Genomic DNA, 26,469 nt, shown 5'->3' with positions numbered 1-26,469 from the left:
TCCTTATACCTTTATATTTGTACCTCAACGAAACGTTAACCTTTAAAATAAAACATTATGGCATTCACACTACCGGCATTAGCCTATGCAACTGATGCTTTGGAACCTCACATTGACAAAATGACAATGGAGATCCACCATGGAAAACACCACCAGGCTTATGTTACTAATTTGAATAAGGCCCTTGAAGGAAAGCCTGAAGCAAATAGCAGTATCGACGATATCATCAAAAACATTTCAAAATTTCCACCGGCGGTACGCAATAATGGCGGTGGTCACTACAACCACAGCTTATTCTGGACCTGGCTGTCACCAAGCGGTGGCGGCGAGCCAACAGGCGCATTGGGCGATGCAATAAAAAGCACTTTCGGTTCATTTGCCGATTTCAAAACCAAATTATCTGAAGCAGGCGCTACCCGTTTCGGTTCAGGCTGGGCATGGTTAATTGTAACTGCTGATAAAAAATTGGCTATCACTTCAACCCCTAACCAGGACAACCCGTTGATGGATATTGCAGAAGTAAAAGGTACCCCAATCTTAGGTATTGATGTTTGGGAGCATGCTTACTACCTGAAATATCAGAACCGCCGTCCTGATTACTTAGCTGCTATCTGGAACGTGGTGAACTGGAACCATGTATCTGAGTTGTACACTAAAGCTATCGGTTAATTCCGGGCATTAAATAAAATAAGAACGGCAGGATGATTATTCTGCCGTTTTTTGTTCACGCTAAATTCTTACTCCCATGAAAGCCGTAGTACTGGAAGCCGCTGATAAGCCGCTCGTATATAAAGAGGTCGACACCCCAACATTGGCAGCCGATGAGGTTTTGGTGCAGATAAAAGCCGCTGCGCTCAACCGACGCGATTACTGGATCACTGTAGGTAAATATGCCGGTATAAAATATCCGTCAATATTAGGTTCAGATGGATCGGGGATTGTAGCTCAGATTGGCGATAGCGTTGATAAATCCTGGCTGAACCAGGAAGTGATTATTAACCCTTGCCATAACTGGGGAAATCATCCGGATTATCAGAACCGCGATTTCAGTATATTAGGTCTTCCGGAAGACGGGACATTTGCTGAGTATGTAAAAGTAAAGGCCGAATATCTGTACCATAAACCCTCGCACCTAAGCTGGGAGCAGGCCGCGGCATTGCCACTTGCCGGATTAACCACCTACCGCGCCCTATTTACCAAAGGTCAAGCAAAAAAGGGCGATACCGTATTGATAACAGGCATTGGAGGCGGCACTGGCACATTCGCATTGCAATGGGCATTGGCGGCGGGATGCAAAGTTTTTGTTACTTCCGGCTCAGGTGAGAAAATACAACGGGCTAAAGAAATGGGAGCCTCAGCCGGAGTCTGTTACAAGGCGCAGGACTGGGCACAGGAGCTTCAGCATTTTTCAGGTGGTTTTGATGTCATTATCGACAGCGCTTTGGGCAATGGATTTGAGAAATTATTGGACTTAAGTAATCCCGGAGGCCGTATCGTGTTTTTCGGCGGGACAGCCGGGAATATTCCGCCGTTGAATGGACGCAAGATATTCTGGAAACAGCTACAAATTTTGGGCACCACGATGGGATCGCAGGATGATTTTAAAGGGATGGTGGATTTGGTGAACAAGCACAAGATCATACCTGTAATTGATGAGATATTTCCTTTGGCAAACGCTCAGAAGGCGATCGATAAGATGGAAAATTCATCACAGTTTGGTAAGCTGGTATTGACTACCTGACGTTTATAGGTGACTCCTACGGAGTCTAACTTTTGTTTTGTGGTGTGCTATAAACAGGTGGCTCCTATGGAGCCTTTTTTGAAGGCAAACAGAGGTATCTCATTTATTGAAATTGAACTTATACGTTTTACCGCCTCTCCAAACGCAAGAAATCCCGTAGGGATATCCTGTTTATAGAAAAAGAAAACAAAATATCAGCTCCATAGGAGCTTCCTATTCTGAATTTTGTCTAGAAAACCAAGATTAATTAGTGCCTGGATTACCCACAGGTATCAAATGCCTGCAGGGTAACCAGGACTTTAATTTGTTGCCAGTCTAGCATGCGTTTTATGATGAGCGATTTCTTTTAGCTTGGTATTCTTTTTTGGTTTCTTTCTTTTCCCAAGCCACACAATAAACCCTGTTATGGGTAAACTAGCGCATATCAAGCTCGCTAAAAAAGCGATGATCTTGCCCGGCAAGCCCAATATCTGCCCAACATGAATATCATAATTCATGTCGTTCATTTTCATCCCGTTGGTCTTTTGCATGTGGGGTAATTGTTTTAATAACTTGCCGCTATAACGATCAAAATAATATTGGTCACTTTTATAAAAATGCAGGCTCTGCGCATAGGCCGTCACCCCTACAGATTCTTTTTTCCCTGCCGGGTCATAGATCAAAAACATTTGTGCCTGCGGCGAACGCTGCTGCGCTTCATGGAAAGTTATATCGATTGTATTTATGGTCTTATTTGATAATATTTTCGTTGTGTCTGATAACGGGATAACTTTTTCTTCCGGATGCGATTTTCCCAGATTGGCTGTTTTATAAATGCCTTTTGTTACCCAGTCAAAAGCTATCGATAAGCCGGATATGGCTAATATTACTGCGATAGTCGTGGCGTAAAATCCTAACACATTATGCAGATCATAATTTACCCTCCGCCAGCGGCCATTCCATTTTATAGTAAAACTGCGTTTACGGTCGCTTTTGCGTTTGGGCCACCAGAGAATGATGCCGGTGATCATCAAGGCAAGGAATATCAAAACGGAAATACCGACTACCATCGCTCCAATTTTTGGCGGTAGCAGCAGGTACAAATGGATATACTCGACCACTACAAAGAAATTTGATTGCAGTGATTCTGAATGAAGTATCTTTCCATTATATGGATTGATATAAATGTATTTCAAGCCTTCCTTATCCAAGTTGGCAATTACAACCGATGGGCGGTCTTTTCCATAATAGTAAATGTAGTTGGCTGTTGCTTTGGGGTGTTCCTTTAATGCGATACCCTTTATTTCTGAAGGTGAAAGATAAGCCTGTTGCTGAACCTCTACCTTACGATAGCTATGAATAGCGTCCTGTATCTCGTCCTGGAAACAGAAAATACAGCCGGTGATACTCACAATAAACACCACCAGCCCGGATATAAACCCGAGCCAGCGATGGATGAACAATATTATTTTCTTAAAGCGTTTCACTAAAACTTGTAGGTTAAGCTAAGCACCAGTTGCCTTAACATTTGGGGATTAAGTGTTGAATATCCCACCCAATATTCCTTATTGGCAAGGTTGTTCACAGCAAAATTAATGCGGTATTTTGGCTGATCATAAAATGCCGAAGCATTGAATATAGTGTACGAAGGAATAGTAAATACCCCCTGCGAAATGCTGTTGATGATCTTGTTATCGCTGGCACAGTTACCGCCGAAACCAAAACCTAAGCCTTTTACAGCAGTTTCAGGCAGGCGATAGCTGGCGTAAAAATTTGCAGTGTAAGGTGAGGCGGCAGTACCTGGTCTTCTGCCTATAACATCTGCATCGGCCTGGGTATATTTTGAATCGTTGTAAGAAAAACCGGCTATGACATTCAATCCTTTAATCGGGTTAGCTATTACCTCGGCTTCAATACCACGGCTTAGTTGCGTACCGTCTTGAAGTTGAGCAAGATGTGTCGTGTCTCTGGTATCGCTGCGAAGTGCATTGGTCAATTTTATATCATAATAACTTATAGTGCTGCTCAGCTTGCCGTCAAACATATCTAATTTCACACCGCCTTCAATCTGGCGTGCATTCTGAACTTTTGCGATGTTAGTAGTATGGCTGCCGGTCACATTATCATAAGCAATGTATGTACCTGGGTTAATAAAACCATTCTGATAGTTGGCAAACAACGATACTTGTTTCTCAACCACCTGGTAAATCAAACCAAATTTTGGCGACCATGCCGTTTGAGAATAAGGCGCTGTTAAGCCGCCGCCGATGTTTGATCCTTGGTTTTCAAAGTGATCTACACGTAAGGCAGCCAGTGCCATCAACTGATCAGTGATATTCAGCTCATCGGCAGCATAGGCGCTATAGGTGTCCTTTTTGAATATTTCAGGATAATTAAATTGAATACCCCCTGCTGAGTTATAGATAGCCTGCAGGTTCTGATAATTAAAATTACCATAGGCATTTTGTCCAAGCGTAGTAGCAATCTTATCAAATGAACCTCCGAAAAATAACTGATTAGAGTTTTGATGAAGATAATCCAACCCGCCTACAAAACGGTTGCGCATGTTGCCGATCTTAAAGTCGCCATTAAAGTTCTGCTGTACTTCCAGTATGCTGTAGGTACTGTTCTTGGTGGATTGGTCATTTCTCGATATCGTATCATTCGCTAAAAGGTAGAAGTAGGGATAGAAGCCGTTTGAGAAGCTGGAGCTATAGCTAAAATCAGTTTGTGAAGTCCACTGATTGTTTATTTTGTAATTTACACGGGCATAATAGTTGTTGCTGTGGGTATTCTGATCGAGGTTATCGTTGGAGTAGGTCTGACGATAATCCAGGTTCAAGCCGTCAGCACGGTTGGTTCCTAATGCCGATACATTGCCCAGGAAGAAGAAAATTGGTTTTCCTGAGTTTTTGCCGTAGTTGAGTTCAGCATCAAATGAGATCGAAAGCTTGTCATTCACTTTATACAGTAAGCTTGGATCGATAACCGCATTCTGACTAAAGCCGTTATTCTGGAAACTTCCCTGGTAATTTACAGCGGTATTCAGGCGGAACATTAATTTCTTAGCCGGATCAAGGGGCGTGTTGATATCAGCGCTCAGGCGGTTAAGGTCATAGCTGCCAATCGTATACGTCACACTGCCACCAAAACTGTCATAAGGTTGTTTCGTGATACGATTGATCGCCCCGCCAAATGAAGTCAGCGTACTGCCAAATAAAGTAGCCGAAGGGCCTTTTAATACTTCGATACGATCAATATTTACAGCGTCAGTAGTGTTAGTTTGCAAACCGGCTAAACCGTTCCTGAGGGTGCTTTGCAATATAAATCCACGCGAATTATAGTAACTCCCACCATCACCGCTGCGACCGGTTGCATTCCACATAGTTTGTAAGCCGGGGGCATTTTTCAATGCGTCATCTACAGTAAGCACTTGTTGTTCGGTAAGCAAGCTGCTGGTTATCGTATTGTACACCTGTGGGTTTTCCAGGTTATCCAGTGGCATTTTTGCCACATCATTACTCCTTTTCTTTGAAAACTTGTTGGTTTTACTGCCGGTAATACTCACGCCGGAAAGCGCATTAGTGTTAGAATGAAGAACAATTGCCTGCACATCAACAGCCTTTCCCTCTTTAACAGTAATAGCAGATTCTTGCGTCTTAAACCCGGTAAAGGATACCACTAATGTATAATTCCCGCCAGGCGCCCTGAACAGGAACTCACCATCTTCATCGGTAACGGTACCGTATTTAGTCCCTTTTAAAGTAACGGATACATTCTCTGCAGGTTTATCGTCCCCGGTTAATACTTTACCGCGGATAGTACCACGCGGATTATCGGTATCTGTATCGGTAGCCTGGCTTACAATTGGCAGCAGGCAGATCAATAAAAGGATAAGATGTTTTGATAGGAGTTGCTTCATTTTTATTTAGACTAATTATAAATAATGTCGCAAAAGTAAGACTCTAAGATGAGCAATGCAACTTATTTAGAATAATTCTAAATAATATCTGTTAAATAAATGTCTCCCAGACAGATGGGGTTGTTTAGTGGATAAATAAATATTAAAGTAATTCCGCAATCGAAATTCCGACTTCCGAAATCATCAAATTTCCATCACTTCTTTCTTTTTCCTGGTCTTCATTCGTTTGGGTACGAATTCCAGTATTTCGTTTTTGAGCGCCTCGATCATCCGGCGTTTCAGGAAATTCTTTTGAATGACGATACTCACCTCGCGGGCAGGTTCAGGCGATTTGAAGTAGCGGACTTTATCTAATTGCTTATCGCTCAATTCGGCTAAAGCAAGTTCTGGCAAGATGGTGGCGCCATTGTTTTGATCTACCATACGTTTTAGAGTTTCTACGCTACCTGTGTTATACTCAAAATGAAGGAAACCTTTGGTCGATTTTCGGCGCTGGCAAATATTCAATACCTGCTCGCGCATGCAATGGCCCTCGTTCAGCACCCATATTTCTTCCATATCAATATCTTCCGGGGTAATGCTTTTCTTTTTGGATAGCTTACTATTCCGGGAAACGTAGGCTACAAAATTTTCATAAAATACGGGTATCTCCGTTAAGTATGACTCTCTTAACGGCGTAGAAAGTATGCCGCAATCCAACGTACCTAGCTTAAGCTGTTGTACAATCTCTTCTGTTGTTTGTTCCCATACCACCAGTTTTACCTGCGGATATTTTTGGATAAAACTGCTGATGATCTTTGGCAATATATAGGGAGAAACCGTTGGGATGATACCTACTTTCAATTCACCGGATAATTCCTTTTGCCTGTCAGTGATAATCTCTCTGATTTTTTCGCTTTCGGCGAGCAATACCCTGGCTTGTTCTATAATTTCAATTCCTATCTCTGTTGGACTTACCGGCTGCTTAGTTCGATCAAATATTTTTACACCAAGGGTGTCCTCCAGCTTTTGCACCTGCATACTGAGGGTAGGCTGTGTAACAAAGCATTTCTCAGCCGCTAACACAAAACTCCTGTAAGTGTCAACTGCTACAATATATTCAAGCTGCGTTATAGTCATATAGAGCAAATCTATTCAAATATAATAAATTAATTGATTTTCTCTATTTTAGTGAATAGTCAATAGTGAATGGTGAAGCTTAATGAATAAAATGTATCCATTCACAACTCACCATTCACTATTAACTATTCACCACTCACTATTCACCATTGACTATTGACTATTCACCACTCACTACTCCACCGTCACCGATTTAGCCAGGTTTCGTGGCTGATCCACATTACATCCACGCATTACGGCAATGTGGTAAGATATCAGTTGTAACGGTATAGTCGCCAGAAGCGGAACAAAAGCCTCGTCTGTTTGCGGTATTTCGATCACGTAATCAGCCATTGCTTTTACATCGGTATCCCCTTCGGTTACTATGGCAATTACTTTTCCTTTGCGGGCCTTTACTTCCTGTATGTTGCTGATCACCTTCTCGTAAGATGAATGTTTGGTTGCAATAAATACCACCGGCATCTCCTCGTCGATCAAAGCGATAGGCCCGTGTTTCATTTCGGCAGCAGGGTAACCCTCCGCATGTATGTATGATATTTCTTTAAGCTTTAATGCGCCTTCCAATGCTACAGGGAATGAGCTGCCGCGACCCAGGAACAGGCAGTTTCTTGAGTCTTTAAATTTCTCTGCGATTTCCTGTACACGTTCATTTGACCCAAGTGCTTTTTCTACCAATTCAGGTATTTCATTCAGCTCGGTCAGCAGCTCTATAAGTTTGCTTTGGGTGATTGTACCACGTTGCTGAGCGATATAGAAGGCGATCAATGTAAGTACCGTCACCTGCGCAGTAAATGCCTTGGTTGAGGCTACGCCAATTTCAGGCCCCGCGTGCGTATATACGCCTGCATGCGTTATACGTGGAATAGACGCACCGACCACATTGCATACACCAAAAATGGTTGCTCCTTTTTCTTTAGCCAGTTCGATAGCTGCCATGGTATCCGCTGTCTCACCGGATTGCGAAATGGCGATCACCAAATCCTTTTCAGTAATGATCGGGTTACGATATCTGAATTCTGAGGCATATTCTACCTCAACCGGCACGCGTGCATATTCCTCGATTAAATACTCTCCTACCAAGCCGGCATGCCAGGAAGTACCGCATGCAACAATAATAATACGATCAACATTTTTAAGTTTCTCCGTATACTCCTTTATACCACCCAATTGCACTTTGCCAATTTTAGGATAAATACGGCCTCTCATACAATCCCTGATGGAACGCGGCTGCTCGTATATCTCCTTCAGCATAAAGTGGTCGTAACCGCCTTTTTCCAGCATCTCCAGCTTCAGGTCAAGCTCATGGATGTATGGGGTTTGTACAGTATTGTCGATATTTTTTATCAGCAAGTCACTCCTGCGGGTGTAAGCAATCTCATTATCGTTCAGATAGATCACATTTTTGGTATATTCTACAATCGGTGTTGCATCCGAAGCAACAAAATATTCGCTCTCTCCTACACCAATTACCAGCGGACTACCTTTGCGTGCCGCGATCAACTGATCCGGATCATCTGAACTCATGATCACTATGGCATAAGCGCCGACTACTTTATTTAAAGCCACACGCACAGCTTCCCGAAGCTCAAGCCCGGTTTCCTTTTGAATATCCTCCACCAGGTGAACCAATACCTCGGTATCGGTATCACTCAAAAAAACATGCCCCTTAGCTAATAATGTTTCTTTAATAACGGCATAGTTTTCAATAATGCCATTATGTATGATGGTGAGCCTACGGTCGCCGGAAGAGTGCGGGTGAGAGTTGCGGTCGCTTGGTGCACCATGCGTTGCCCACCGGGTATGCCCCATACCGATAGTGCCATGCAAATTAACGCCTTTGGTAAACTCCTCAAGGTCGCTTACCTTGCCGGCCTTTTTATAAACTTTAATATCTTTATCAATTAACGCAACGCCCGCGCTATCATATCCACGGTATTCCAAACGATGTAAACCCTTGATTACTATAGGGTATGCGTCTCTATAACCAATATAACCAACAATGCCACACATAAGTAGAAGTTTTTAAATTTAAAAAGAAGCAAAAATAATCAGCTATCTGACATAATCAACACCCGGCGGTAATATTAGTTGTGTTAAATAAAAAAAGGCCTCTCTCGAGGCCTTTTTTTATTTTATCTTGGTGTAGATAATATTTAGCTTTATCCTATTATGATACCTGGGAGAGCTCTTAGCCGGAGTTCCAACTCCGATCACTCTTCCTGCCACCTGTGTAGTTGGTGCGATATCGACAGACGATTTATTTATAGTATCAACCGGTGCAATGAAAGCACCATAGTCCGTTATCCTGCCATCTATAAGGTCCTGGATATAACCGGTTATTACAAAATGATAACTGTTGGTTGCTCTTGAATAATAGCCGCCGAATACAGAAGGACTTATGTATCGTACATCGTTCGGATTGGCATCTTCAAGTGCTATTATTTGTTTCGCAATATCATACCTGTACATCGTTAGTTTAGGCAATGGTCTGAATGGTATTGTTGTTCCCGAGTCTGGTGTGATCACCAACTCAGCGCGGTTCACAACGATTTTCCCGACGGTGTTATTGATATTTTTGAGGTATGGAAATTTGATCTTCACCTTTGTTGCTGCCAGGCCCTGAAGATACATCAGATCCCTTGAGCCGGTACTGTCTGCAAACTCAGTCGTAAGCGTATTTGATGATACGTGTTTTATCTGTGATATTTGTGTACTAACCGGCAATGTTACCATTGTTGTATCTATTGTAGTACCGTTTATAGTACGATAGTAGACATTTAGTGAATCAGCTGTGCCGAACATGAAAGTGCCCCCAACTCCGCTTGATCCTGCTTTGTCTAAAGTAAGATATAAGCCATGAACATTATTCAGGAACGTAGAATTGGAAGCCAGTTGCGCACTGGGAGCATTAAACAGGATGCTGTTAATAAAATTCTTATCAATAGGTATTCTTAGCTGCGCAGGTACTTTGATAAGCGAATCCGGTTGCCCCGTAATGATATTATTTCGCTGTGTACTATCATGTGTGTGGGCTAAAAAGGTATGTGTACCTAAAATGCCGCCTTGTGTAGCCCAACTATCCAGATTGAAATAGGGTGTGCTTTTTATACGGCTTTTAAGCTGGTATACATTAACTTTATACTTTGAGGTCAATGAGTCTCCATAAAAACCATCGGCAAAAGGCATCACCAATACAGCGGAATCGATTGCAATAGTACCTGTTGGCAAGGAATACGCAGTGCTGTTAGGTAAATTTAATGCCAATGCTATATTTGATTCCACTGTCCCGAACACGGGATCATTCAGATAGCCAAAAGGTAATTTTGTCAATCCTGATGTTTGGATGGAATCCTTTGATAAGGGATTACCTATATCAGGCACGGTATTAACTACTACCGTAGACGTATCGATCAGGGATCCATTGAGTTGTACAGATGAATCTGCACCCAGCCCAATCGAGTCCTTGTTTTTACAACTATTTAAAATAAAAAGACTTATTAACAGGGTCAATAAGTCTAATCGGAAAAATTTCATATTATGATCTCAAAACTTATGCAACATGTACCAATTCTTCATTGGTAATTTCGTCGTAAAAATTGTAATAATTTTCGAAATCAGAAGTGGAATTAAATTCTAAAACCGATTTATTGCTGTTTTTAACATTATTTAACACTTCATCGTCAATATTTTCGCTGCCCAAAACTATTCCGTCAGAATAATGAATGGCACCTGCATACAACGCTGAATTGGTACCTGGTTTATAAACCTCGGTGTGTTCTTCAGTCATATCAGCCATAACCGCTTTGTGTGTAAAATCAGAATTCATCTGACCTGCAAAATCATTTTCATAAATAGAGTAAACTACTTTTGAATTTTTAAAGGTCGGATCGTCCTTATAAGTTGTTTTTAAATAGGCCGGCACTAACGAGCTCATCCAGCCGTGGCAGTGGATGATGTCAGGGGCCCAGCCTAATTTTTTTACCGTTTCTAATGCACCTTTGCAAAAGAAAATTGTCCTCTCATCATTGTCAGCATAAAACTTCCCATCCTTATCAGCAAACACGTGTTTACGCTGAAAATATTCTTCGTTATCTAAAAAATATACCTGCATACGCGCTGCCGGGATAGATGCAACCTTGATGATCAAAGGATTATCATTATCGTTAATAATGATATTCATACCCGATAAACGGATCACCTCATGAAGCCTGTTCCTGCGCTCATTAATATTTCCGAAACGCGGCATCAGGATACGGATTTCGTAACCTTTTTCCTGCATAGCCTGCGGAAGCTGGCGGGTTATTTCAGAAATTTTAGAGAGTTCGAGGAAAGGTGACATTTCATGTGTGATGAACAGAAGCTTAGATTTACCCATCTCTAATCAGTATTAAAATTATGTAAAGAAGTCAAAAAATTTGAGTCTGCAAATATAAGCATTATCTTATGAATTATCAATCTATTATGCAAGTAAGTTTTGGTTATTTTTAATCTATTACACAACTTTGCCCGATTTTTACTAAATCCCAGCCAGTTGAAAATTTTCACCACCAAGCAAAACCTGTCCAATTACCTGGATGAATTGCGCAGTAATGGTAAAAGCATAGGTTTTGTTCCAACCATGGGTGCTTTGCACCAGGGACACCTGTCGCTACTTGCTCAATCTCAGCAACAAACCGATGTGTCTGTTTGCAGCATTTTTGTGAATCCAACCCAATTTAATGACCCTAAGGACCTGGAAAAATACCCGCGCCCCATTGAGTCAGATATTCAAAAATTAGAGCAGGCAGGCTGCGATGTCTTGTTTAATCCGGAAGTAAATGAGATGTATGCCGGGAATGAGCAATGGCATTTGGATTTGGGCGAACTGGAGCATTTACTGGAAGGCAAATTCCGTCCGGGACATTACCAGGGGGTAACGCAGGTGGTATTTAAATTATTTGATATAGTAAAGCCCGACCTGGCGTTTTTTGGACAAAAGGATTATCAGCAGGTATTAGTGATACAAAAAATGGTCGATCTGTTGCATCTGCCTGTAAAACTGGTGATGTGCCCTATTCTGCGAGAAACTGATGGGCTGGCTATGAGTTCAAGAAACATTCATCTCTCAGCTGATGACCGGAAGCATGCACTCATTTTATCCAGAACCTTAAACTGGCTGAAACAAAACTTTGATGCCGACCAAATAGTTTCCTTAACAAGTCAATGCGAAGATCAGATCAAAGCTGAACCCGGCGTACAACTGGAGTATTTTGAAATTGCCAATGGCGAAAATCTCCACAGTGCCGATCAGAACAGCAAACAAATTGTTGCACTGGTTGCTGCTAAAGTAGGGAATACGCGGTTGATAGATAATATGATCTTAGTTAACCGGTAGCCAGTAATCGGTTATCAGGCAACGGTGAATAAAAGATGGGAAAAGCACCTGATTAACTGGTTAACCGATCACTGATTAACTGCTAACAGGTCATTTGAATGCAACTAATCACTGGTTAACTGATAACCGATTAACTAAAACACTAACTTTGCACCATGATTATAGAGGTATTAAAATCCAAGCTGCACCGCGCTAAGGTAACTCAGGCCGAACTGAATTACGTTGGCAGCATAACTATAGACGAGGATTTGATGGATGCGGCTAATATAATAGCCAACGAGAAGGTACAGATCGTAAATAATAATAACGGCGCCCGTTTTGAAACCTATGTAATAAAAGGCGAGCGCGGAACCGGTACAATTTGTCTGAATGGCGCAACTGCACGACTGGCACAAGTAGGCGATATCGTGATCATTATGTCATATGCTTATATGGAAATGGATGAGGCACGTAATTACAAGCCATTATTGGTATTTCCTGATGCGGATAATAAACTGATTAAGTAAATTAGCGTCTTGATTGACCCTATTTTATGCGCCTCCTTACCTTCACAATTATTCTTATTTGCTATTTAGGTGTGGCTTTTGCTCAGCAAAATCAAACATCTAAAATACTGGCTGTATCCTTTATAAAAAAGGATGGGGGCTACACGAGTTCCCGTGACAGTGCCGAGTATATAAGAATAATAAGCGAGCCAGATTCAGGTTCAACACTCTTCAATGCCAGCGAGATTTATAAAAATGGCAAACAAAAATTCCTCGGCAAATCATCAAAAAGAAATTACATAAGTTCCGAAGGCCAGTGCATTACCTATTATCCAAGCGGGATAAAGAAATCAGTTGAGAATTATAAAGATGGCAAGCCGATTGGCCTTTGCTATTTTTTTTATCCTAACGGGAAAATTTACCATTCAAAGGAATTTCAAGAAAGTGCACCAGTCGGTGAATCTATTCAAGGCGATCTAAACTTTACCTACCTGATCAAAGATTGCCGGGATTCAACAGGGAAGGTTTTAGTGCAAAATGGTAATGGCCATTTTGTAGGATATGATGACGCTTTTAAAACTATTGAAGAAGAGGGAACTGTAAAAGCCGGTAATAGAGATAGCATCTGGACGGGACAGGATAAGGGTTTAAAAATACAGTTCACTGAACAATATAATGCCGGTAAATTAATATCCGGCACGTCAACTGATTCGGCAGGTGTCAAACATACGTATGATGTACGTATGATCGAGCCGCAGTATAAAGGGGGAATTTCTGCTTTATATAAATATCTGGGCAATAATATTATATATCCAGAGAATGCCCGGAAAAATGATATAGAAGGCACGGTAATGCTGCTATTTGTTGTAAAGAAAGACGGATCATTGAAGGATATCAAAGTGGTCAGATCTGCCGATAAGGAACTTGATACCGAGGCTGTACGCGTACTAAGCCGATCCCGCGGATGGAAGCCCGGCATGTATTACGGGATTCCTGTTAACGTTAAATACCAATTGCCGATAACTTTCGCTTTGAAATGATCTATTTTGGTGCCGGATAGGCTGCAAGCCCTAATACCACGTGTACACTGGCATCTCTTTTTATTGACTTGCGTAACTTATAGGCCATACGCACACGTATCTGCGGCTCGCGGACCAGCTCATCGAGCATGTTTGAATTGTCGATATCCAGCACCACGTTATTGCCTACATTAGCGCCTATATCACTTCGGGATGCTACCATGACCTCGTCCTGGCCATCATTGTCTGAAAGATATATCCTGACTTCGGAGAGATTTCCGAGATTATAGTCTGAAGGTTCGGTCGACATTAACTTGGCTGAAACTATCCGAACCATTTTAACACGGTCGGCATTATTCCTCCCAAAATTCTGATCGAAGCTGGTAGCCGTGCTTATTGCAGAGCCGGTGCTCCCAACTTTGGATGATGCCGGTACTATAAGCGTTGAAGTATAAGGAAATGACGATTTAACGGCAGACTGGTACATGGCACAGCTGCTAAATGAAATAACCATCCAGGCCAAAATCAGCTTTCGTTTATTCGTCAAATGCATGGCGTTGGTTTATCGTAAAGCAATTTAATAAATTTTATTGTTAGTTACTACTATTTATACCACTACAAGGCAGCCATATTAAAGTTTTTCTGCGCCAAAAAATACCAAATATTCGCAATGCAAAAACTGCTGAAACCCATCGAAATTCTGCCTCTTAAAGCTGTCCACAAGGGTTAATTATTATTTTAAAATAAATCGAAAAAAAATCCTTCATAAATTCTATCTTTGCACCCCGACACTGAAGCCGGGATTTCCACTTTCAGTGCATAGTTTTCAAGTCCTTAGTCGACAGTCAGAAACAGGCTCAAGATACCGGACACAACATTTAAGATTCAAAAAAGACTATGCCCAAAGACACCTCCATCAAATCCGTTTTAATTATTGGTTCAGGCCCCATTATTATTGGCCAGGCATGTGAATTTGATTACTCTGGTTCGCAAGCCGCCCTGTCTCTGAAAGAGGAAGGGATTACCGTTTCGATCATCAACAGCAATCCGGCTACCATCATGACGGATAAAGTGATCGCTGACCATGTATACCTGTGGCCGCTCGATTGCAACAGTATCGAGAAAATATTACAGGAACAGAAAATCGATGCCGTATTGCCTACTATGGGTGGCCAGACTGCATTGAACCTGGCTAAAGAAGCGGAAGAACGCGGAATTTGGGAAAAATACAATGTGCGCGTGATAGGTGTGGATACTGCAGCTATCGAGAAAACCGAAAATCGCGAGGCTTTCCGTCAATTGATGGTAGATATTGGTGTTGATGTAGCAAAATCTAAGATCGCTAACTCTTTCCTTGAAGGTAAAGAGGCTGCCCAGGAGATCGGTTTCCCATTGGTTATCCGCCCAAGCTATACCTTAGGCGGTAAGGGTGCTGCCTTTGTACATAAAAAAGAAGATTTCGACCAGGCATTAAGCCGCGGTTTGCAGGCTTCACCAACACATGAGGTGTTAGTAGAACAGGCTGTGTTAGGCTGGAAGGAATATGAGTTGGAGTTACTGCGTGATGGCAGGGATAACGTGATCATCATTTGCTCGATAGAGAACTTCGACCCGATGGGTATCCATACCGGCGACTCGATCACAGTAGCGCCCATGATGACGCTGAGCGACCGCTGCTACCAGAACATGCGTAACCAGGCCATCAAAATGATGCGCGCTATCGGCAACTTTGCCGGCGGCTGTAACGTGCAGTTTGCTGTAAACCCGGCAGATGAGCAGATCATCGCTATCGAGATCAACCCTCGTGTATCGCGCTCATCAGCACTGGCATCAAAAGCAACAGGTTACCCTATTGCGAAAATCGCTGCCAAATTGGCAATCGGCTATAACCTTGACGAAATTGAAAACCAGATCACCAAAACCACTTCGGCTTATTTTGAGCCAACGCTGGATTACGTGATCGTTAAAGTGCCCCGCTGGAACTTTGATAAGTTCAAAGGCGCTAATAAATACCTTGGCCTGCAGATGAAATCTGTTGGTGAAGTAATGGCCATCGGCCGCAGCTTTATCGAAGCTTTACAGAAAGCCTGCCAGAGTTTGGAAATTGGTCGCGCCGGCTTAGGCGCCGACGGTCGCCAGAGCCGTAACCTTGACGAGATTATGGCCAGCCTGGAAAATCCAAGCTGGGACAGGTTATTCCACATCTATGACGCGTTAAGCTTAGGTGTGCCAATCGAATCGGTAAGAAAAGCTACCAAGATCGATCGTTGGTTCCTGAACCAGATCCAGGAAATAGTGAACATGGAGACTGAGTTGCGCCGTTACTCATTAAATAATGTTCCTGAGGAATTCTTGTTCAATCTTAAGCAAAAAGGTTTCTCTGATGTGCAAATCGCTAATGTATTGGGTAATGTAACTGAAGAAGACGTTTACCAGCGCCGCAAGGCTTTGGGCATCCGCCGTGTTTACAAGATGGTAGATACCTGTGCAGCGGAATTCCCTGCAAAAACACCTTATTACTATTCTACTTACGAAGGCGAGAACGAATCGAAAGTTTCTGATAAAAAGAAAATCATCGTATTAGGCTCGGGCCCTAACCGTATCGGACAGGGTATTGAGTTCGACTATAGTTGTGTACATGGTTTGCTGGCAGCAAAAGAAGCAGGTTTTGAAGCAATCATGGTTAACTGTAACCCCGAAACGGTATCGACCGACTTCAATATGGCCGATAAGCTTTACTTTGAGCCGGTATTCTGGGAGCATGTACGCGAGATCATCGAGTTGGAGAAACCTGAAGGCGTTATCGTTCAGCTTGGTGGTCAGACAGCGTTGAAAATGGCTGAGAAACTGCATGAGCATGGTATCAAGATCATCGGTACATCATTCAACGACATGGATATTGCCGAAGATCGCGGCCGCTTCTCTGATCTGCTGAAAGACCTTGATATCCCATATCCAAAATATGGTGTTGCTGAAAATGCTGAAGAAGCCATCGAAGTAGCACATAAAGTAGGTTACCCGGTGCTGGTTCGCCCAAGCTATGTATTAGGCGGACAGGGTATGAGCATCGTGATCAACGATGAGGACCTGGAAAAAGCGGTAGTAAGCCTGCTGCGCAACCTGCCAGGCAACCGCGTGCTGATCGACCACTTCCTTGACCGCGCTGAAGAAGCGGAATCAGATTCGATCCATGATGGTGAGGATGTACATGTCATTGGTTTGATGGAGCACATCGAGCCTGCCGGTATCCACTCAGGCGACTCAAGTGCGGTATTACCTCCGTTCAACCTGTCAGCCAACGTGATCAAGCAAATGGAAGAGCATACGGAAAAGATCGCCCGCGCTTTAAATGTTCGCGGTTTGCTGAATATCCAGTTTGCTATCAAGGATGAGAAAGTTTATGTGATCGAGGCTAACCCGCGTGCATCTCGCACAGTGCCGTTCATCGCTAAAGCTTACGATGTGCCTTACATCAACATAGCTGCTAAAGTAATGTTGGGCGTAAATAAACTGAAAGACTTTAACATCGAGCGCAAGCTATCAGGATATGCTATTAAAGAACCTGTATTCTCATTCGATAAATTCCCTGAGGTAAACAAGGAGCTTGGCCCTGAGATGAAATCAACCGGCGAAGCCATCCGCTTTATACCGAACCTGGAAGATCCGTACTTCAGGCACCTGTATAAAGAGAAATCAATGTATTTGAGCAAGTAAATTAAGAATTGGCATAGAAAGTGCCTTATCAAAGGCACTAAAGTGTATGAGAGAAAAAATTTATCAGCTTAATAGCGTTGGTCCCGACGATATAAGCGACGTTTTAGTAAAAATCCAGCGTTCTTTTAATATTACGCTGGACTACGAAGGTCTTAAGAATATAACCACATTTGGCCATCTTTGCGACCTGGTTATCAGCAAGATCGATTCTGAACACGAAGAATGCACTACTCAGCATGCCTTTTATATGCTGCGTAATGCTATAGCTAGTGTAAACAGTATTAATAAATGTGATATTTCAACCCATACAAAGCTTTGTAAGCTATTCCCCAAAGAAGATCGTTTAGAGGCTATTGCTAAAGTTGAGGACGAACTGGGTTTCAGAATTAACTTGCTTAAGCCTAAACAGTGGATCGTAAGCATTTTTGCATTTACCCTTGTTGCATCAGGTATCTTTTGTTTCTATAACCTGGTTGCCGGTGTGGCAGGGCTTTTGTTATCGGCCATTACCCTTAAACTGGCGGGGAAATTTGGGAAAGAAATGCACCTGAAAACTGTTGGCGACCTGGCCTGCAAAATTTCACGTGAAAGCCATGCAAAAATACGCCGCGGCCATTCTATCAACAAAACTGAGGTAGAACAAAAACTACGCGAGCTATTTGTGAATGATCTGGACCTGGAGCCCGTATTGCTAACCCGCAGGGCGACGTTTTAATCCGGCCACTACTCTACCATTACGCCGGTTACTTCCATGCTAAGCTGGTCGGTAGTTTTGTTGCTGCTTTGCTTTTTACCTGCCAGATGTTGTTCGGTAGGTAATGCCGATTGCTTTTGTACTATGCCTTCAACAACGACTGTCTGGCCCTTAAGATCAGCCGGGATACTTACATCATATTTTTTGAAATGTGCTGCTATGGTTTTTCCGTTCCCTGCATCGATGGTAAACCATCCGCCTTTCTCCTTTACCACATTTAGCACTTTACCCCTGATCGTCGTTTGCATACGTGGCCTGGCTGCTATGTAGGATTCCAGCTTGTCGGCAGTTACAACAACGGCGCCGGGCTTGCTTCCGAATACTTTCCCGTGCAAAGGTTTATCCTGCGCAAACAGGGAAAAAGAAAATAATGATAGTACCAGTAATAAATAGATTGTTTTCATCGTATTGGCTATTAAATCTATAACAACCTGTTTTTTATAAAGGTTTTAACTATAGCGGGTTTGTTAATATATGTTAAATCAGTTTAGAAAGTAACTTTTTTGAATTACTATTGAAATCTGTTGAGACATTAGGCTGATTTAAACTAAGTTTGCAGAAAATATAAAAATCGGAATCCGTGAATAGTAAACAGATTTTGATGAATTGAAAATTAAAATTAATAAATGAAAACACCCCTACTTGCTGTCGTTCTGTTTATATCTGTTGCTGTTTTAAATACGGGATGCAAAAAGACCAGTACTACCAATTCACCCCCATCGCTTACTACAAATGATGTAATATTGGATGTAACCGCCACAACTGCACAAAGCGGCGGTACAATAACCTCAATTGGTTCATCGGCACTAACAGAAAATGGCGTATGTTATAGCACATCTAATCAAGCTCCAACTATAAACGATATAAAAGTTACGGCGCCAATTATCAGCACTTCTTACTCATATACTGCTAATTTAACCGGCTTAACTCCAAGTACTACTTACTATGTAAGAGCGTATGCTACCAATGCATACGGCACCAGCTACGGAAGTATGGTTACATTTACAACGATCTCAAACGTAACTGCAGTATCAGGTGCGGTTACCACATTTGCAGGTAGTGCCACCGCCGGTTATAATGACGGCGTTGGTACAGCAGCCTTGTTCAGTAATCCGGCAGGAATGGCTTCTGACGCAAGTGGTAACCTTTATGTGTGTGACATGTTCAATAACCGCATCAGGAAAATTGCGCCTGACGGTACAGTTACAACCATTGCTGGCAATGGCACTGCAGGCAATGGCGATGGCCCTGCCCTGAATGCACAATTTTATGCACCGCAGGGGCTGGCAGTAGATGCACAGGGAAATGTGTTTATAGCTGACTACGGCAATAATCTCATCCGCGAAATTGTGGCTGCAACCAATACCGTTAAAACGATCGCCGGAAATGGCATACCAGGCTATGTGGATGGTGCAGCTATTAAGACAGCCGAGTTTAACGGTCCAAGCAGTATAGCTGTTGATGCCAGTGGAAACCTGTTTATTGCCGATCGTGGTAATAATACAATACGCAAGATGACCCCAGCGGGAACGGTAAGTACAGTTGCAGGCACAAAAACTCCGGGTTATGTAAATGGAACTGTAAATACAACTACCGGCACCTATGCATCATTCAGGGATCCAAGCAGCCTGGTTTTAGATTCGCAGGGTAATATTTATGTTGCCGATTTGGGCAATAGCGCCATCAGGAAGATCACTCCTGCGGCTGTGGTTACTACTATAGCAGGTGGTCCTGGTCAAACATCTTTATTGGGTAGTCCGATAGCCTTAGCAATGGACGCATCAGGCAATTTCTTTATTACCGACGAATCGGGCAGGGTGATTGAACTGACTTCAACCAAGATTTTATATGACCTGGCTGGCGCGGCAAATGTGGCTGGTTTTGCTGATGGGACTGGAACCGCAGCGCAATTCAACAATCCGCAAGGGATTTGCATAACGCCATCAGGCGGCATTTTTGTTTCTGATTTCAATAACAACAGGATACGGAAAATAGTAGTGGTTACCACAGACTGATATAAATCACGTACCAAAAAAAGCCCCCGAAAAGTTTCGAGGGCTTTTTTTATCCGAACAGCATACTAAATACTTCTTCGATACTTCCGACGGTCTTAATCTCGATTTTATAGCGGGAAAGATCAATCCTCTTTTTATCTTTTCCACCTGATGCCAGATTATATTTTGAGATAAATATCTGTTCAAAGCCAAGCTTTTGAGCTTCAGCTATACGCTGTTCGATACGATTTACAGCACGCACCTCGCCAGAGAGTCCTAACTCCCCCGCAAAACAGGTTTTAAACGGAATAGGCATATCCTCATGTGAGGAAATAATAGCAGCAGCAAGGCCAAGATCAATTGCCGGGTCTTCTACGCGGATACCACCGGTAATATTCAAGAACACATCTTTTGCTCCTAATCTGAATCCACAGCGCTTTTCAAGCACAGCCAACAACATATTCATCCTGCGGGTATCAAAGCCCGTAGCGGTGCGCTGAGGCGTTCCGTAGGCTGATGTGCTCACCAAAGCCTGTGTTTCGATCAGCATGGGCCGCATGCCTTCCAGCGTAGCCGAGATAGTAACGCCGCTCAATGGTTCATCCCGTTGAGAAAGCAATATTTCTGACGGGTTGGATACTTCCCTCAGGCCTTCTCCCATCATTTCATAGATACCTAATTCAGATGCCGAGCCAAAGCGGTTCTTAACGGCCCTTAAAATGCGGTAAACGTGGTGCCTGTCGCCTTCAAACTGCAAAACGGTATCAACCATATGCTCCAATATTTTCGGACCTGCAATCATGCCGTCTTTGGTGATATGGCCGATCAGGAATACCGGTGTAGATGATTCCTTGGCAAATCGCAACAATTCCGCCGTGCATTCTCTCACCTGCGATACACTCCCTGGCGTAGACTCAATATGCGAGGAATAAAGCGTTTGTATCGAATCGATCACAACCAGGTTAGGCTCCAGTTGCTCGATCTGCTTGAATATATTTTGGGTTGAAGTTTCCGTCAAAATAAAACAACCTGAACCGATGTCGGATGTCGGATGTCGGATGTCGGATTTAGAGATTCCGACTCCGTCCTTCCGACTTCCGACTTCCGTCAATCGCTCCGCCCTCATTTTGATCTGCCGCTCGCTTTCCTCACCCGACACATACAGCACTTTCATCTGGGGCATATTTAAGGCCAGTTGCAGCATTAAAGTCGATTTCCCTATGCCTGGCTCCCCACCGATCAATACAAGCGATCCTGCTACAATACCACCACCCAGAACACGGTTAAATTCCTTATCAGGTGTGAGCATGCGCTGCTCTTCATCAAAAGTAATCTCAGAAACCTGTACGGGTTTGTTAGAACGCTGTGTTGAAGTTGAATTACTTTTCCAGGTCGGAACGGCGACATTTACCTTTTCGATTACCTCTTCAACAAAAGTGTTCCATTGCTGGCACGATGGACATTTACCCAGCCACTTAGGTGATTCGAAGCCACAGCTCTGGCAGAAATATGCAACTTTAGATTTAGCCATGTTTTTTGATGTGCAAATATGCGGATGTGCAAATGTGCAGATTAATTTGTAATCACAATGCACGAATTGCTAAAAATATTAGGATTTATTTTTGACCCCATACAGTATCTGGAATGGGCTCTGCTATAGAATGATGAAGGGTCTCAAATTTTATAATGCCATTCGCCTTATGCAACTTAACTTTCTTATAAGAAGTATCTATCCATTCACATAAAGAAAGAACCGGGTCAGGCTCTTTACTCCATACCCTTAGTAAACGTCTTTTCCCATTTGTCCAATAAACAATTAGCTCATAGTATTCTTCACTTTCATCTAAAGGGTCAATTGTGGCTTTAACAGTTTTAAATTTAATCGCATGGAGTTTCCGGGTTAACGTATCCCAAAATTGAGAACTAACTTTTCCAACGAGATACTTCTGATGTTGGCTCTCATAGTTCCCGAAATATTTATAATCCAGCGTTTCATCAATACCGATTGTAACACCAGGAGTAATTGAAAGGCCATCTCTTGCAAACTCAATTTTCGTAATCTCACCCTTTCGGTGAACTCGCTTGTTGCATCCAAAACATAATAATGAAATAAATAGAAGTAGGAAGACTTTCATGCTCAGGTTTTGGGTAATTCAATAACAAGATACGGATTTCAATTATCCCCTAAAAACAAAAATGCAGATGCCCTATCCAAGACATCTGCACATTTGCACATTCGCATATCTGCAAATCTATAACTTAATTTCTTCGTCCTTAGATGAGAAGAAGTGGAATTCGGTAATCTGGTAGGCCGGGTTGCTTTTCACTTTTATCCGCTGGCCGTATTTGAAATACCATTTCCATTGACGGTTAACTAACCCTTTTTTGATATACGCCTCGAGGTAAGGGTGCACCGCGAGTGTAATGTTCTTTTCGTTCTGTTCAACCAGGATATAGTTGAAGTTGTTTTCGATATCATCCAGCAAAAGGATAGTTGGCCTTACTGTTCCTGTACCGTGGCAGGTAGGGCACACTTCGCTGGTTACTATATTCATCTCAGGGCGCACACGCTGGCGGGTGATCTGCACCAACCCAAACTTACTTGGAGGTAAGATGGTGTGCTTCGCCCTGTCGTGCGACATCTCGTTCCGCAAAAAGTCGAACAGGTCCTTGCGGTTCTGCGGCTTATGCATATCTATAAAATCGATCACTACAATACCGCCCATATCGCGTAAGCGCAATTGTCTCGCTATCTCGCGTGCAGCCTCTTTATTTACCTGGAAGGCGTTTTCTTCCTGGTTCTCTTTGTTGGCTGTACGGTTACCGCTATTTACGTCGATCACGTGCAGTGCTTCGGTATGTTCAATTACCAGGTAAGCGCCACCGGCAAGGTTTACCGTTTTTCCGAAGGCCCCTTTTATCTGCTTATCTACACCATAATGTTCGAAAATAGGGTCCTTGTGCTTATGAAGGCGGACTATATTTTCCAACTCAGGTGATATCTGGTGTACATAACTGCGTATCTCCTCGTAAATAGAATTGTCATTTACATAGATATGCTGAAAATCAGGGTTAAGGATGTCGCGCAGCAATGTCGAGGTACGGTCGATCTCTCCTAAAGCCTTTTTTGACGGCTCGATAGAAGGTAAACGGGTAATAAAAGTTTCCCATTTCGAGATCAGGTCGAGCAGGTCCTGCTGCATTTCGGTAACGCCCTTACCTTCTGAAACGGTACGGATAATTACTCCGAAATGCTTTGGTTTAATACTCTCAACAATTTTGCGGAGACGGTTGCGCTCGGTATTGCTCTTGATCTTTTTAGATATCGAGATGGCCTCTGAGAAGGGCACTAAAACAACATACCGCCCTGCTATTGACAGGTCGGAGCTGAGGCGTGGCCCTTTGGTTGATATCGGTTCTTTGGCAATTTGAACCGGGATCAGCTGATTTTTGGTTAATACTTCCGATATCTTACCGGACTTATTAATATCAGCCTCCAGTTTAAAATTGTCCAGCAACTTCGACTGGTAGCCACCGCTGCGTACTTGCTTGGTCAGCTTCAGCAGGCTCTGCACCTGCGGACCAAGGTCCAGGTAATGCAAAAAAGCATCCTTCTCGTAGCCCACATCAACAAACGCAGCATTTAAACCAGGCATGATCTTTTTGATCCGGCCCAAATAAATGTCACCAACAGTGTAATTGTTAGTCGCCTGCTCTTTATGAAGTTCTACAAGTTGTTTATCCTGTAATAACGCAATGGTAGCCCCGTTCGGGGTTGAATCGATAATTAATTCTTTTATCAACTGCTACTCCATTTCTTAAAGCGGCATAAAAAGCCACTTATTATAAGAGGTAAAACAATAACTAAGTAATGTTAAAAGGTTGATTACGTTAGAATAAGCCGATTGGTTATCGAAAAAATAACTCAATCAACCACTCACATAATCAACCATCAACTTACTTCTTCTTATGTCTGTTTTTTCTTAAACGTTTTTTACGTTTGTGGGTAGCCATTTTGTGTCTTTTACGTTTCTTACCGCTTGGCATAATGATAATTTTTTAAATGAGCGTTTACTTAATTTTGTAATTCCTTAATATATTGGTCGATCTTCTGTCTTACGACAGGTTCAGCAACCATGTTTTTGCATTTTTGATAAGCTGCAATTGCTTCCTTTTTCATACCCAATTGACGGTAGCACTCGGCCAGGTAAAAGTTTGGCTCAAGCTCGTCCTTTTGGGCTATCATGTTTTTAAACCTGGTAACCGCCTTCTCAAACTGTCCGGATTTCATCGCGAACATGCCGAGATTCAGGTTTGCATTCCAGTTTTTGGGGTCTTGTTTAACCACGTCCAGTAACAGCATAATACCCTGCATCGGCGATCCGCCGTTAGGGTCAGTAATACCCAGACTTGTCTGGTTAACGTAAGCTATACCCAAACCTGTTTTTGCGTCCAGATCCTCTGGTTTCAGTTTAACCGCATTTTTGTACGCATCAATCGCATTCTCAACAAAAGCCGGCTGCACCGCAGTGTCAGTGGTGGCTTTATATGCATCATTGAAATGATTGCCTGCATTCATCCAGTTTTCAAAGGTATTCTCTTTTTGAGCTACCGACTGGTAATAGAATGCTGATGGTGCGGGTTGATTGTCGTCGTCCCATTGTTTTGCCAGCTGCTTTTGCAGGCCTAATTTGGCTGCATCTGTGCCGGCGGTTTTTAGTTGGCCTTCCAGATCGTTTATTCTGGCAGCAAGCGCTGCGCCGATAGCTGTTTTAGCCGGGACGGATACATCTTCAACTGTTACTTTAGTAACCGATGCAGACTGCGATCCTGAAACAACACCCGAGGTAGCTTTCGCCACCTTGGGCTTTATTAAACCTTTAACAGGCAAGGAATACAAATAACCGGAAATAGCCAGAACTATTAAAATAACGATTATCTGCTTCCCCTTCATGTTATAAAATTATTTTGCTGCTTTTGTAGCCTTGTTGCCAGTTTTAACTTTCTCAACAAAAGTTTTAGCCGGTTTAAAGCTTGGTACAAAATGCTCAGGGATAATTATAGCGGTATTTTTAGAAATGTTACGCGCTGTTTTTTTCGCTCTCTTTTTAACCACGAAGCTGCCGAAGCCTCTTACATACACATTCTCGCCACCAACCATTGAGGTTTTAACAACCTTGAAGAATGCCTCTACAGTTTCTTGAACGTCAACTTTCTCGATACCTGTTTTAGATGAGATCTCAGCTATAATTTCTGCCTTAGTCATATCAGATTTTCTTTATTTTAATATGTAAATACTTAACTGTTTTGGGGTTGCAAAAGTATTTGTTTATAACCAAAGATTAAAATAATTGGCCGATTTTTTTTTGTTAACCCATAATTAATACATAAACGTTACAAATCTCGCCTAATTGCATGCCTTTACAACTACATTTGGGGTGCATGAATTTATCTGACGAACTGATACAGTGGTATCTCAAAAATAAACGCGATCTGCCCTGGCGCGACACCACCAACGCTTACGTTATCTGGCTTTCAGAAATCATTCTTCAACAAACACGGGTGGAGCAAGGCATGCCCTATTTTCACCGGTTTCTTGAAAAGTATCCGGACATAAAAGCCTTTGCTGCCGCTGATGAAGGCGAAATATTAAAATTATGGCAGGGATTGGGCTATTATTCCCGTGGGAGGAACATGCTAAAGACCGCCCGGCAAATAGTGACTGAATATGGAGGAGAATTTCCAACTGATTATGAAAAACTAATCCATCTGAAAGGTATCGGCGAGTATACAGCTTCAGCTATTTCCTCCTTTTCAGCTAACCAGCCAAAGGCTGTTGTTGACGGTAACGTTTTCCGCGTTCTGGCGCGATATTTTGGCATCAGCGAGCCCATCAATAGCACCAGGGGTAAAAAGTTGTTCCAGGCCGTTGCTAATGACGTTCTGAACAAAGAAAACCCCGGTCTGCACAACCAGGCGATGATGGAATTTGGCGCGATGCTTTGCAAACCCAAAAATCCCGACTGTGCAATTTGTCCTGTAAGATCAGATTGCTATGGTTATAACAATAACGCAATAGCCGGGCTACCTCAAAAGTTAAAGAAGACTAAAATAAGAGAGCGTTTTTTTAACTATATTGTGGTAACGGATGGTGATACTGTCCTGATGAATAAGCGGGATGAAAAAGATATCTGGGCCAATATGTATGATTTCCCATTAATTGAAAGCTCGCAACGTTTACCCGCAGAAAATGTTGTTTTACTACCGGAATTTAAAACTTATTTTGGAGAAAACAGTTTGATAATCAATGACTACCAGATAAAAAAACATGTATTAACCCACCAGCATTTACATGCCCGATTTATCCA

General features: G+C 42.6%; 22 protein-coding genes. 9 read left to right on the top strand and 13 right to left on the bottom strand.

Going from position 1 to position 26,469, the window contains the following annotated elements; translation table 11 throughout:
- Positions 1-57: 57 nt before the first annotated feature.
- Complete coding sequence (locus tag VIM89_RS23265) at positions 58-669, top strand: superoxide dismutase (protein ID WP_488158587.1); 612 nt, start codon at positions 58-60, stop codon at positions 667-669.
- Between the two features lie 76 nt (positions 670-745).
- On the top strand, positions 746-1,741 hold the full coding sequence (locus tag VIM89_RS23260; protein WP_488158586.1) for a zinc-binding dehydrogenase: 996 nt from the start codon (positions 746-748) through the stop codon (positions 1,739-1,741).
- Between the two features lie 299 nt (positions 1,742-2,040).
- Here the strand turns inward: VIM89_RS23260 and VIM89_RS23255 are convergent, their stop codons facing one another.
- The 6 genes from VIM89_RS23255 to VIM89_RS23230 all read right to left on the bottom strand — a co-directional run bounded on the left by VIM89_RS23255 (position 2,041) and on the right by VIM89_RS23230 (position 11,136).
- Entirely contained in the window at positions 2,041-3,207 is a 1,167-nt protein-coding gene (locus VIM89_RS23255; RefSeq protein ID WP_488158585.1) for a PepSY-associated TM helix domain-containing protein, read from the bottom strand.
- Positions 3,207-5,642 (bottom strand): TonB-dependent receptor domain-containing protein, encoded by a 2,436-nt coding sequence (locus VIM89_RS23250; RefSeq protein WP_488158584.1) that lies wholly within the window; start codon positions 5,640-5,642, stop codon positions 3,207-3,209. Before VIM89_RS23250 ends, VIM89_RS23255 begins: the two co-directional genes overlap by 1 nt.
- Positions 5,643-5,825: 183 nt before the next feature.
- Positions 5,826-6,761, bottom strand: a complete 936-nt coding sequence (locus VIM89_RS23245; protein ID WP_488158583.1) for a LysR substrate-binding domain-containing protein — start codon at positions 6,759-6,761, stop codon at positions 5,826-5,828.
- 174 nt (positions 6,762-6,935) lie between these two features.
- Complete coding sequence (glmS, locus tag VIM89_RS23240) at positions 6,936-8,771, bottom strand: glutamine--fructose-6-phosphate transaminase (isomerizing) (RefSeq protein ID WP_488158582.1); 1,836 nt, start codon at positions 8,769-8,771, stop codon at positions 6,936-6,938.
- Between the two features lie 117 nt (positions 8,772-8,888).
- Positions 8,889-10,295 (bottom strand): DUF4270 family protein, encoded by a 1,407-nt coding sequence (locus tag VIM89_RS23235; protein ID WP_488158581.1) that lies wholly within the window; start codon positions 10,293-10,295, stop codon positions 8,889-8,891.
- A 16-nt stretch (positions 10,296-10,311) separates the two neighbouring features.
- Complete coding sequence (locus VIM89_RS23230) at positions 10,312-11,136, bottom strand: glycogen/starch synthase (protein WP_488158580.1); 825 nt, start codon at positions 11,134-11,136, stop codon at positions 10,312-10,314.
- Positions 11,137-11,292: 156 nt separating this feature from the next.
- Between VIM89_RS23230 and panC the strand changes: the two genes are divergently transcribed.
- The 3 genes from panC (at position 11,293) to VIM89_RS23215 (ending at position 13,660) form a co-directional block, all read left to right on the top strand.
- A complete protein-coding gene (gene panC, locus VIM89_RS23225) occupies positions 11,293-12,135 on the top strand; it encodes a pantoate--beta-alanine ligase (RefSeq protein WP_488158579.1) in 843 nt (280 codons plus the stop codon).
- A 155-nt stretch (positions 12,136-12,290) separates the two neighbouring features.
- Positions 12,291-12,641: an aspartate 1-decarboxylase gene (panD, locus tag VIM89_RS23220; protein WP_488158578.1), complete on the top strand. Its 351-nt coding sequence runs from the start codon at positions 12,291-12,293 to the stop codon at positions 12,639-12,641.
- Positions 12,642-12,667: 26 nt separating this feature from the next.
- The gene (locus VIM89_RS23215) at positions 12,668-13,660 is read left to right on the top strand and encodes a TonB family protein (protein ID WP_488158577.1); all 993 of its coding nucleotides are present in this window, start codon (positions 12,668-12,670) and stop codon (positions 13,658-13,660) included.
- Position 13,661: 1 nt separating this feature from the next.
- On the opposite strand, the gene VIM89_RS23210 is transcribed toward VIM89_RS23215, so the two are convergent.
- Positions 13,662-14,192 carry a hypothetical protein gene (locus tag VIM89_RS23210; RefSeq protein WP_488158576.1) on the bottom strand — a complete coding sequence of 177 codons (531 nt, stop codon included), beginning with the start codon at positions 14,190-14,192 and terminating at the stop codon, positions 13,662-13,664.
- A 344-nt stretch (positions 14,193-14,536) separates the two neighbouring features.
- On the opposite strand from VIM89_RS23210, the gene carB reads away from it, so the two are divergent.
- Both carB and VIM89_RS23200 read left to right on the top strand, forming a co-directional pair.
- Positions 14,537-17,353, top strand: coding sequence for a carbamoyl-phosphate synthase large subunit (gene carB, locus VIM89_RS23205; RefSeq protein ID WP_488158575.1), 2,817 nt, complete (start codon positions 14,537-14,539; stop codon positions 17,351-17,353).
- Between the two features lie 46 nt (positions 17,354-17,399).
- Positions 17,400-18,068: a hypothetical protein gene (locus VIM89_RS23200; RefSeq protein WP_488158574.1), complete on the top strand. Its 669-nt coding sequence runs from the start codon at positions 17,400-17,402 to the stop codon at positions 18,066-18,068.
- An 8-nt stretch (positions 18,069-18,076) separates the two neighbouring features.
- Here the strand turns inward: VIM89_RS23200 and VIM89_RS23195 are convergent, their stop codons facing one another.
- On the bottom strand, positions 18,077-18,511 hold the full coding sequence (locus VIM89_RS23195; protein WP_488158573.1) for a DUF4920 domain-containing protein: 435 nt from the start codon (positions 18,509-18,511) through the stop codon (positions 18,077-18,079).
- A 222-nt stretch (positions 18,512-18,733) separates the two neighbouring features.
- Between VIM89_RS23195 and VIM89_RS23190 the strand changes: the two genes are divergently transcribed.
- Positions 18,734-20,122, top strand: a complete 1,389-nt coding sequence (locus tag VIM89_RS23190; RefSeq protein ID WP_488158572.1) for an NHL domain-containing protein — start codon at positions 18,734-18,736, stop codon at positions 20,120-20,122.
- A gap of 49 nt (positions 20,123-20,171) precedes the next feature.
- Here the strand turns inward: VIM89_RS23190 and radA are convergent, their stop codons facing one another.
- From radA to VIM89_RS23165, 5 genes are all read right to left on the bottom strand, one after another.
- Positions 20,172-21,632, bottom strand: coding sequence for a DNA repair protein RadA (gene radA, locus VIM89_RS23185; RefSeq protein ID WP_488158571.1), 1,461 nt, complete (start codon positions 21,630-21,632; stop codon positions 20,172-20,174).
- 85 nt (positions 21,633-21,717) lie between these two features.
- A complete protein-coding gene (locus VIM89_RS23180) occupies positions 21,718-22,236 on the bottom strand; it encodes a hypothetical protein (protein ID WP_488158570.1) in 519 nt (172 codons plus the stop codon).
- A 117-nt stretch (positions 22,237-22,353) separates the two neighbouring features.
- Positions 22,354-23,904, bottom strand: a complete 1,551-nt coding sequence (locus tag VIM89_RS23175; RefSeq protein WP_488158569.1) for an Rne/Rng family ribonuclease — start codon at positions 23,902-23,904, stop codon at positions 22,354-22,356.
- A gap of 272 nt (positions 23,905-24,176) precedes the next feature.
- Positions 24,177-25,055 (bottom strand): tetratricopeptide repeat protein, encoded by an 879-nt coding sequence (locus VIM89_RS23170; protein ID WP_488158568.1) that lies wholly within the window; start codon positions 25,053-25,055, stop codon positions 24,177-24,179.
- A gap of 9 nt (positions 25,056-25,064) precedes the next feature.
- A complete protein-coding gene (locus VIM89_RS23165; protein WP_488158567.1) occupies positions 25,065-25,367 on the bottom strand; it encodes an HU family DNA-binding protein in 303 nt (100 codons plus the stop codon).
- 176 nt (positions 25,368-25,543) lie between these two features.
- On the opposite strand from VIM89_RS23165, the gene mutY reads away from it, so the two are divergent.
- Positions 25,544-26,469: A/G-specific adenine glycosylase (gene mutY, locus VIM89_RS23160; RefSeq protein WP_488158566.1), on the top strand; the 926-nt coding region annotated here is incomplete at its 3' end.

The organism is Mucilaginibacter sp., from assembly GCF_036568825.1.
In the GTDB taxonomy this organism is placed as follows: Bacteria; Bacteroidota; Bacteroidia; order Sphingobacteriales; family Sphingobacteriaceae; genus Mucilaginibacter.
This window is presented reverse-complemented; position numbering and strand designations above follow the sequence as displayed.

Bases quoted from the DNA above. Each gene is read 5' to 3' on its own strand.
- VIM89_RS23215 (WP_488158577.1), top strand. From the start codon at position 12,668: ATGCGCCTCCTTACCTTCACAATTATTCTTATTTGCTATTTAGGTGTG.
- VIM89_RS23245 (WP_488158583.1), bottom strand. From the start codon at position 6,761: ATGACTATAACGCAGCTTGAATATATTGTAGCAGTTGACACTTACAGG.
- radA (WP_488158571.1), bottom strand. From the start codon at position 21,632: ATGGCTAAATCTAAAGTTGCATATTTCTGCCAGAGCTGTGGCTTCGAA.
- VIM89_RS23180 (WP_488158570.1), bottom strand. From the start codon at position 22,236: ATGAAAGTCTTCCTACTTCTATTTATTTCATTATTATGTTTTGGATGC.
- VIM89_RS23235 (WP_488158581.1), bottom strand. From the start codon at position 10,295: ATGAAATTTTTCCGATTAGACTTATTGACCCTGTTAATAAGTCTTTTT.
- VIM89_RS23265 (WP_488158587.1), top strand. From the start codon at position 58: ATGGCATTCACACTACCGGCATTAGCCTATGCAACTGATGCTTTGGAA.
- carB (WP_488158575.1), top strand. From the start codon at position 14,537: ATGCCCAAAGACACCTCCATCAAATCCGTTTTAATTATTGGTTCAGGC.
- VIM89_RS23170 (WP_488158568.1), bottom strand. From the start codon at position 25,055: ATGAAGGGGAAGCAGATAATCGTTATTTTAATAGTTCTGGCTATTTCC.
- panD (WP_488158578.1), top strand. From the start codon at position 12,291: ATGATTATAGAGGTATTAAAATCCAAGCTGCACCGCGCTAAGGTAACT.
- glmS (WP_488158582.1), bottom strand. From the start codon at position 8,771: ATGTGTGGCATTGTTGGTTATATTGGTTATAGAGACGCATACCCTATA.
- VIM89_RS23210 (WP_488158576.1), bottom strand. From the start codon at position 14,192: ATGCATTTGACGAATAAACGAAAGCTGATTTTGGCCTGGATGGTTATT.
- VIM89_RS23260 (WP_488158586.1), top strand. From the start codon at position 746: ATGAAAGCCGTAGTACTGGAAGCCGCTGATAAGCCGCTCGTATATAAA.
- VIM89_RS23200 (WP_488158574.1), top strand. From the start codon at position 17,400: ATGAGAGAAAAAATTTATCAGCTTAATAGCGTTGGTCCCGACGATATA.
- VIM89_RS23230 (WP_488158580.1), bottom strand. From the start codon at position 11,136: ATGGGTAAATCTAAGCTTCTGTTCATCACACATGAAATGTCACCTTTC.
- VIM89_RS23250 (WP_488158584.1), bottom strand. From the start codon at position 5,642: ATGAAGCAACTCCTATCAAAACATCTTATCCTTTTATTGATCTGCCTG.
- VIM89_RS23195 (WP_488158573.1), bottom strand. From the start codon at position 18,511: ATGAAAACAATCTATTTATTACTGGTACTATCATTATTTTCTTTTTCC.
- VIM89_RS23165 (WP_488158567.1), bottom strand. From the start codon at position 25,367: ATGACTAAGGCAGAAATTATAGCTGAGATCTCATCTAAAACAGGTATC.
- VIM89_RS23190 (WP_488158572.1), top strand. From the start codon at position 18,734: ATGAAAACACCCCTACTTGCTGTCGTTCTGTTTATATCTGTTGCTGTT.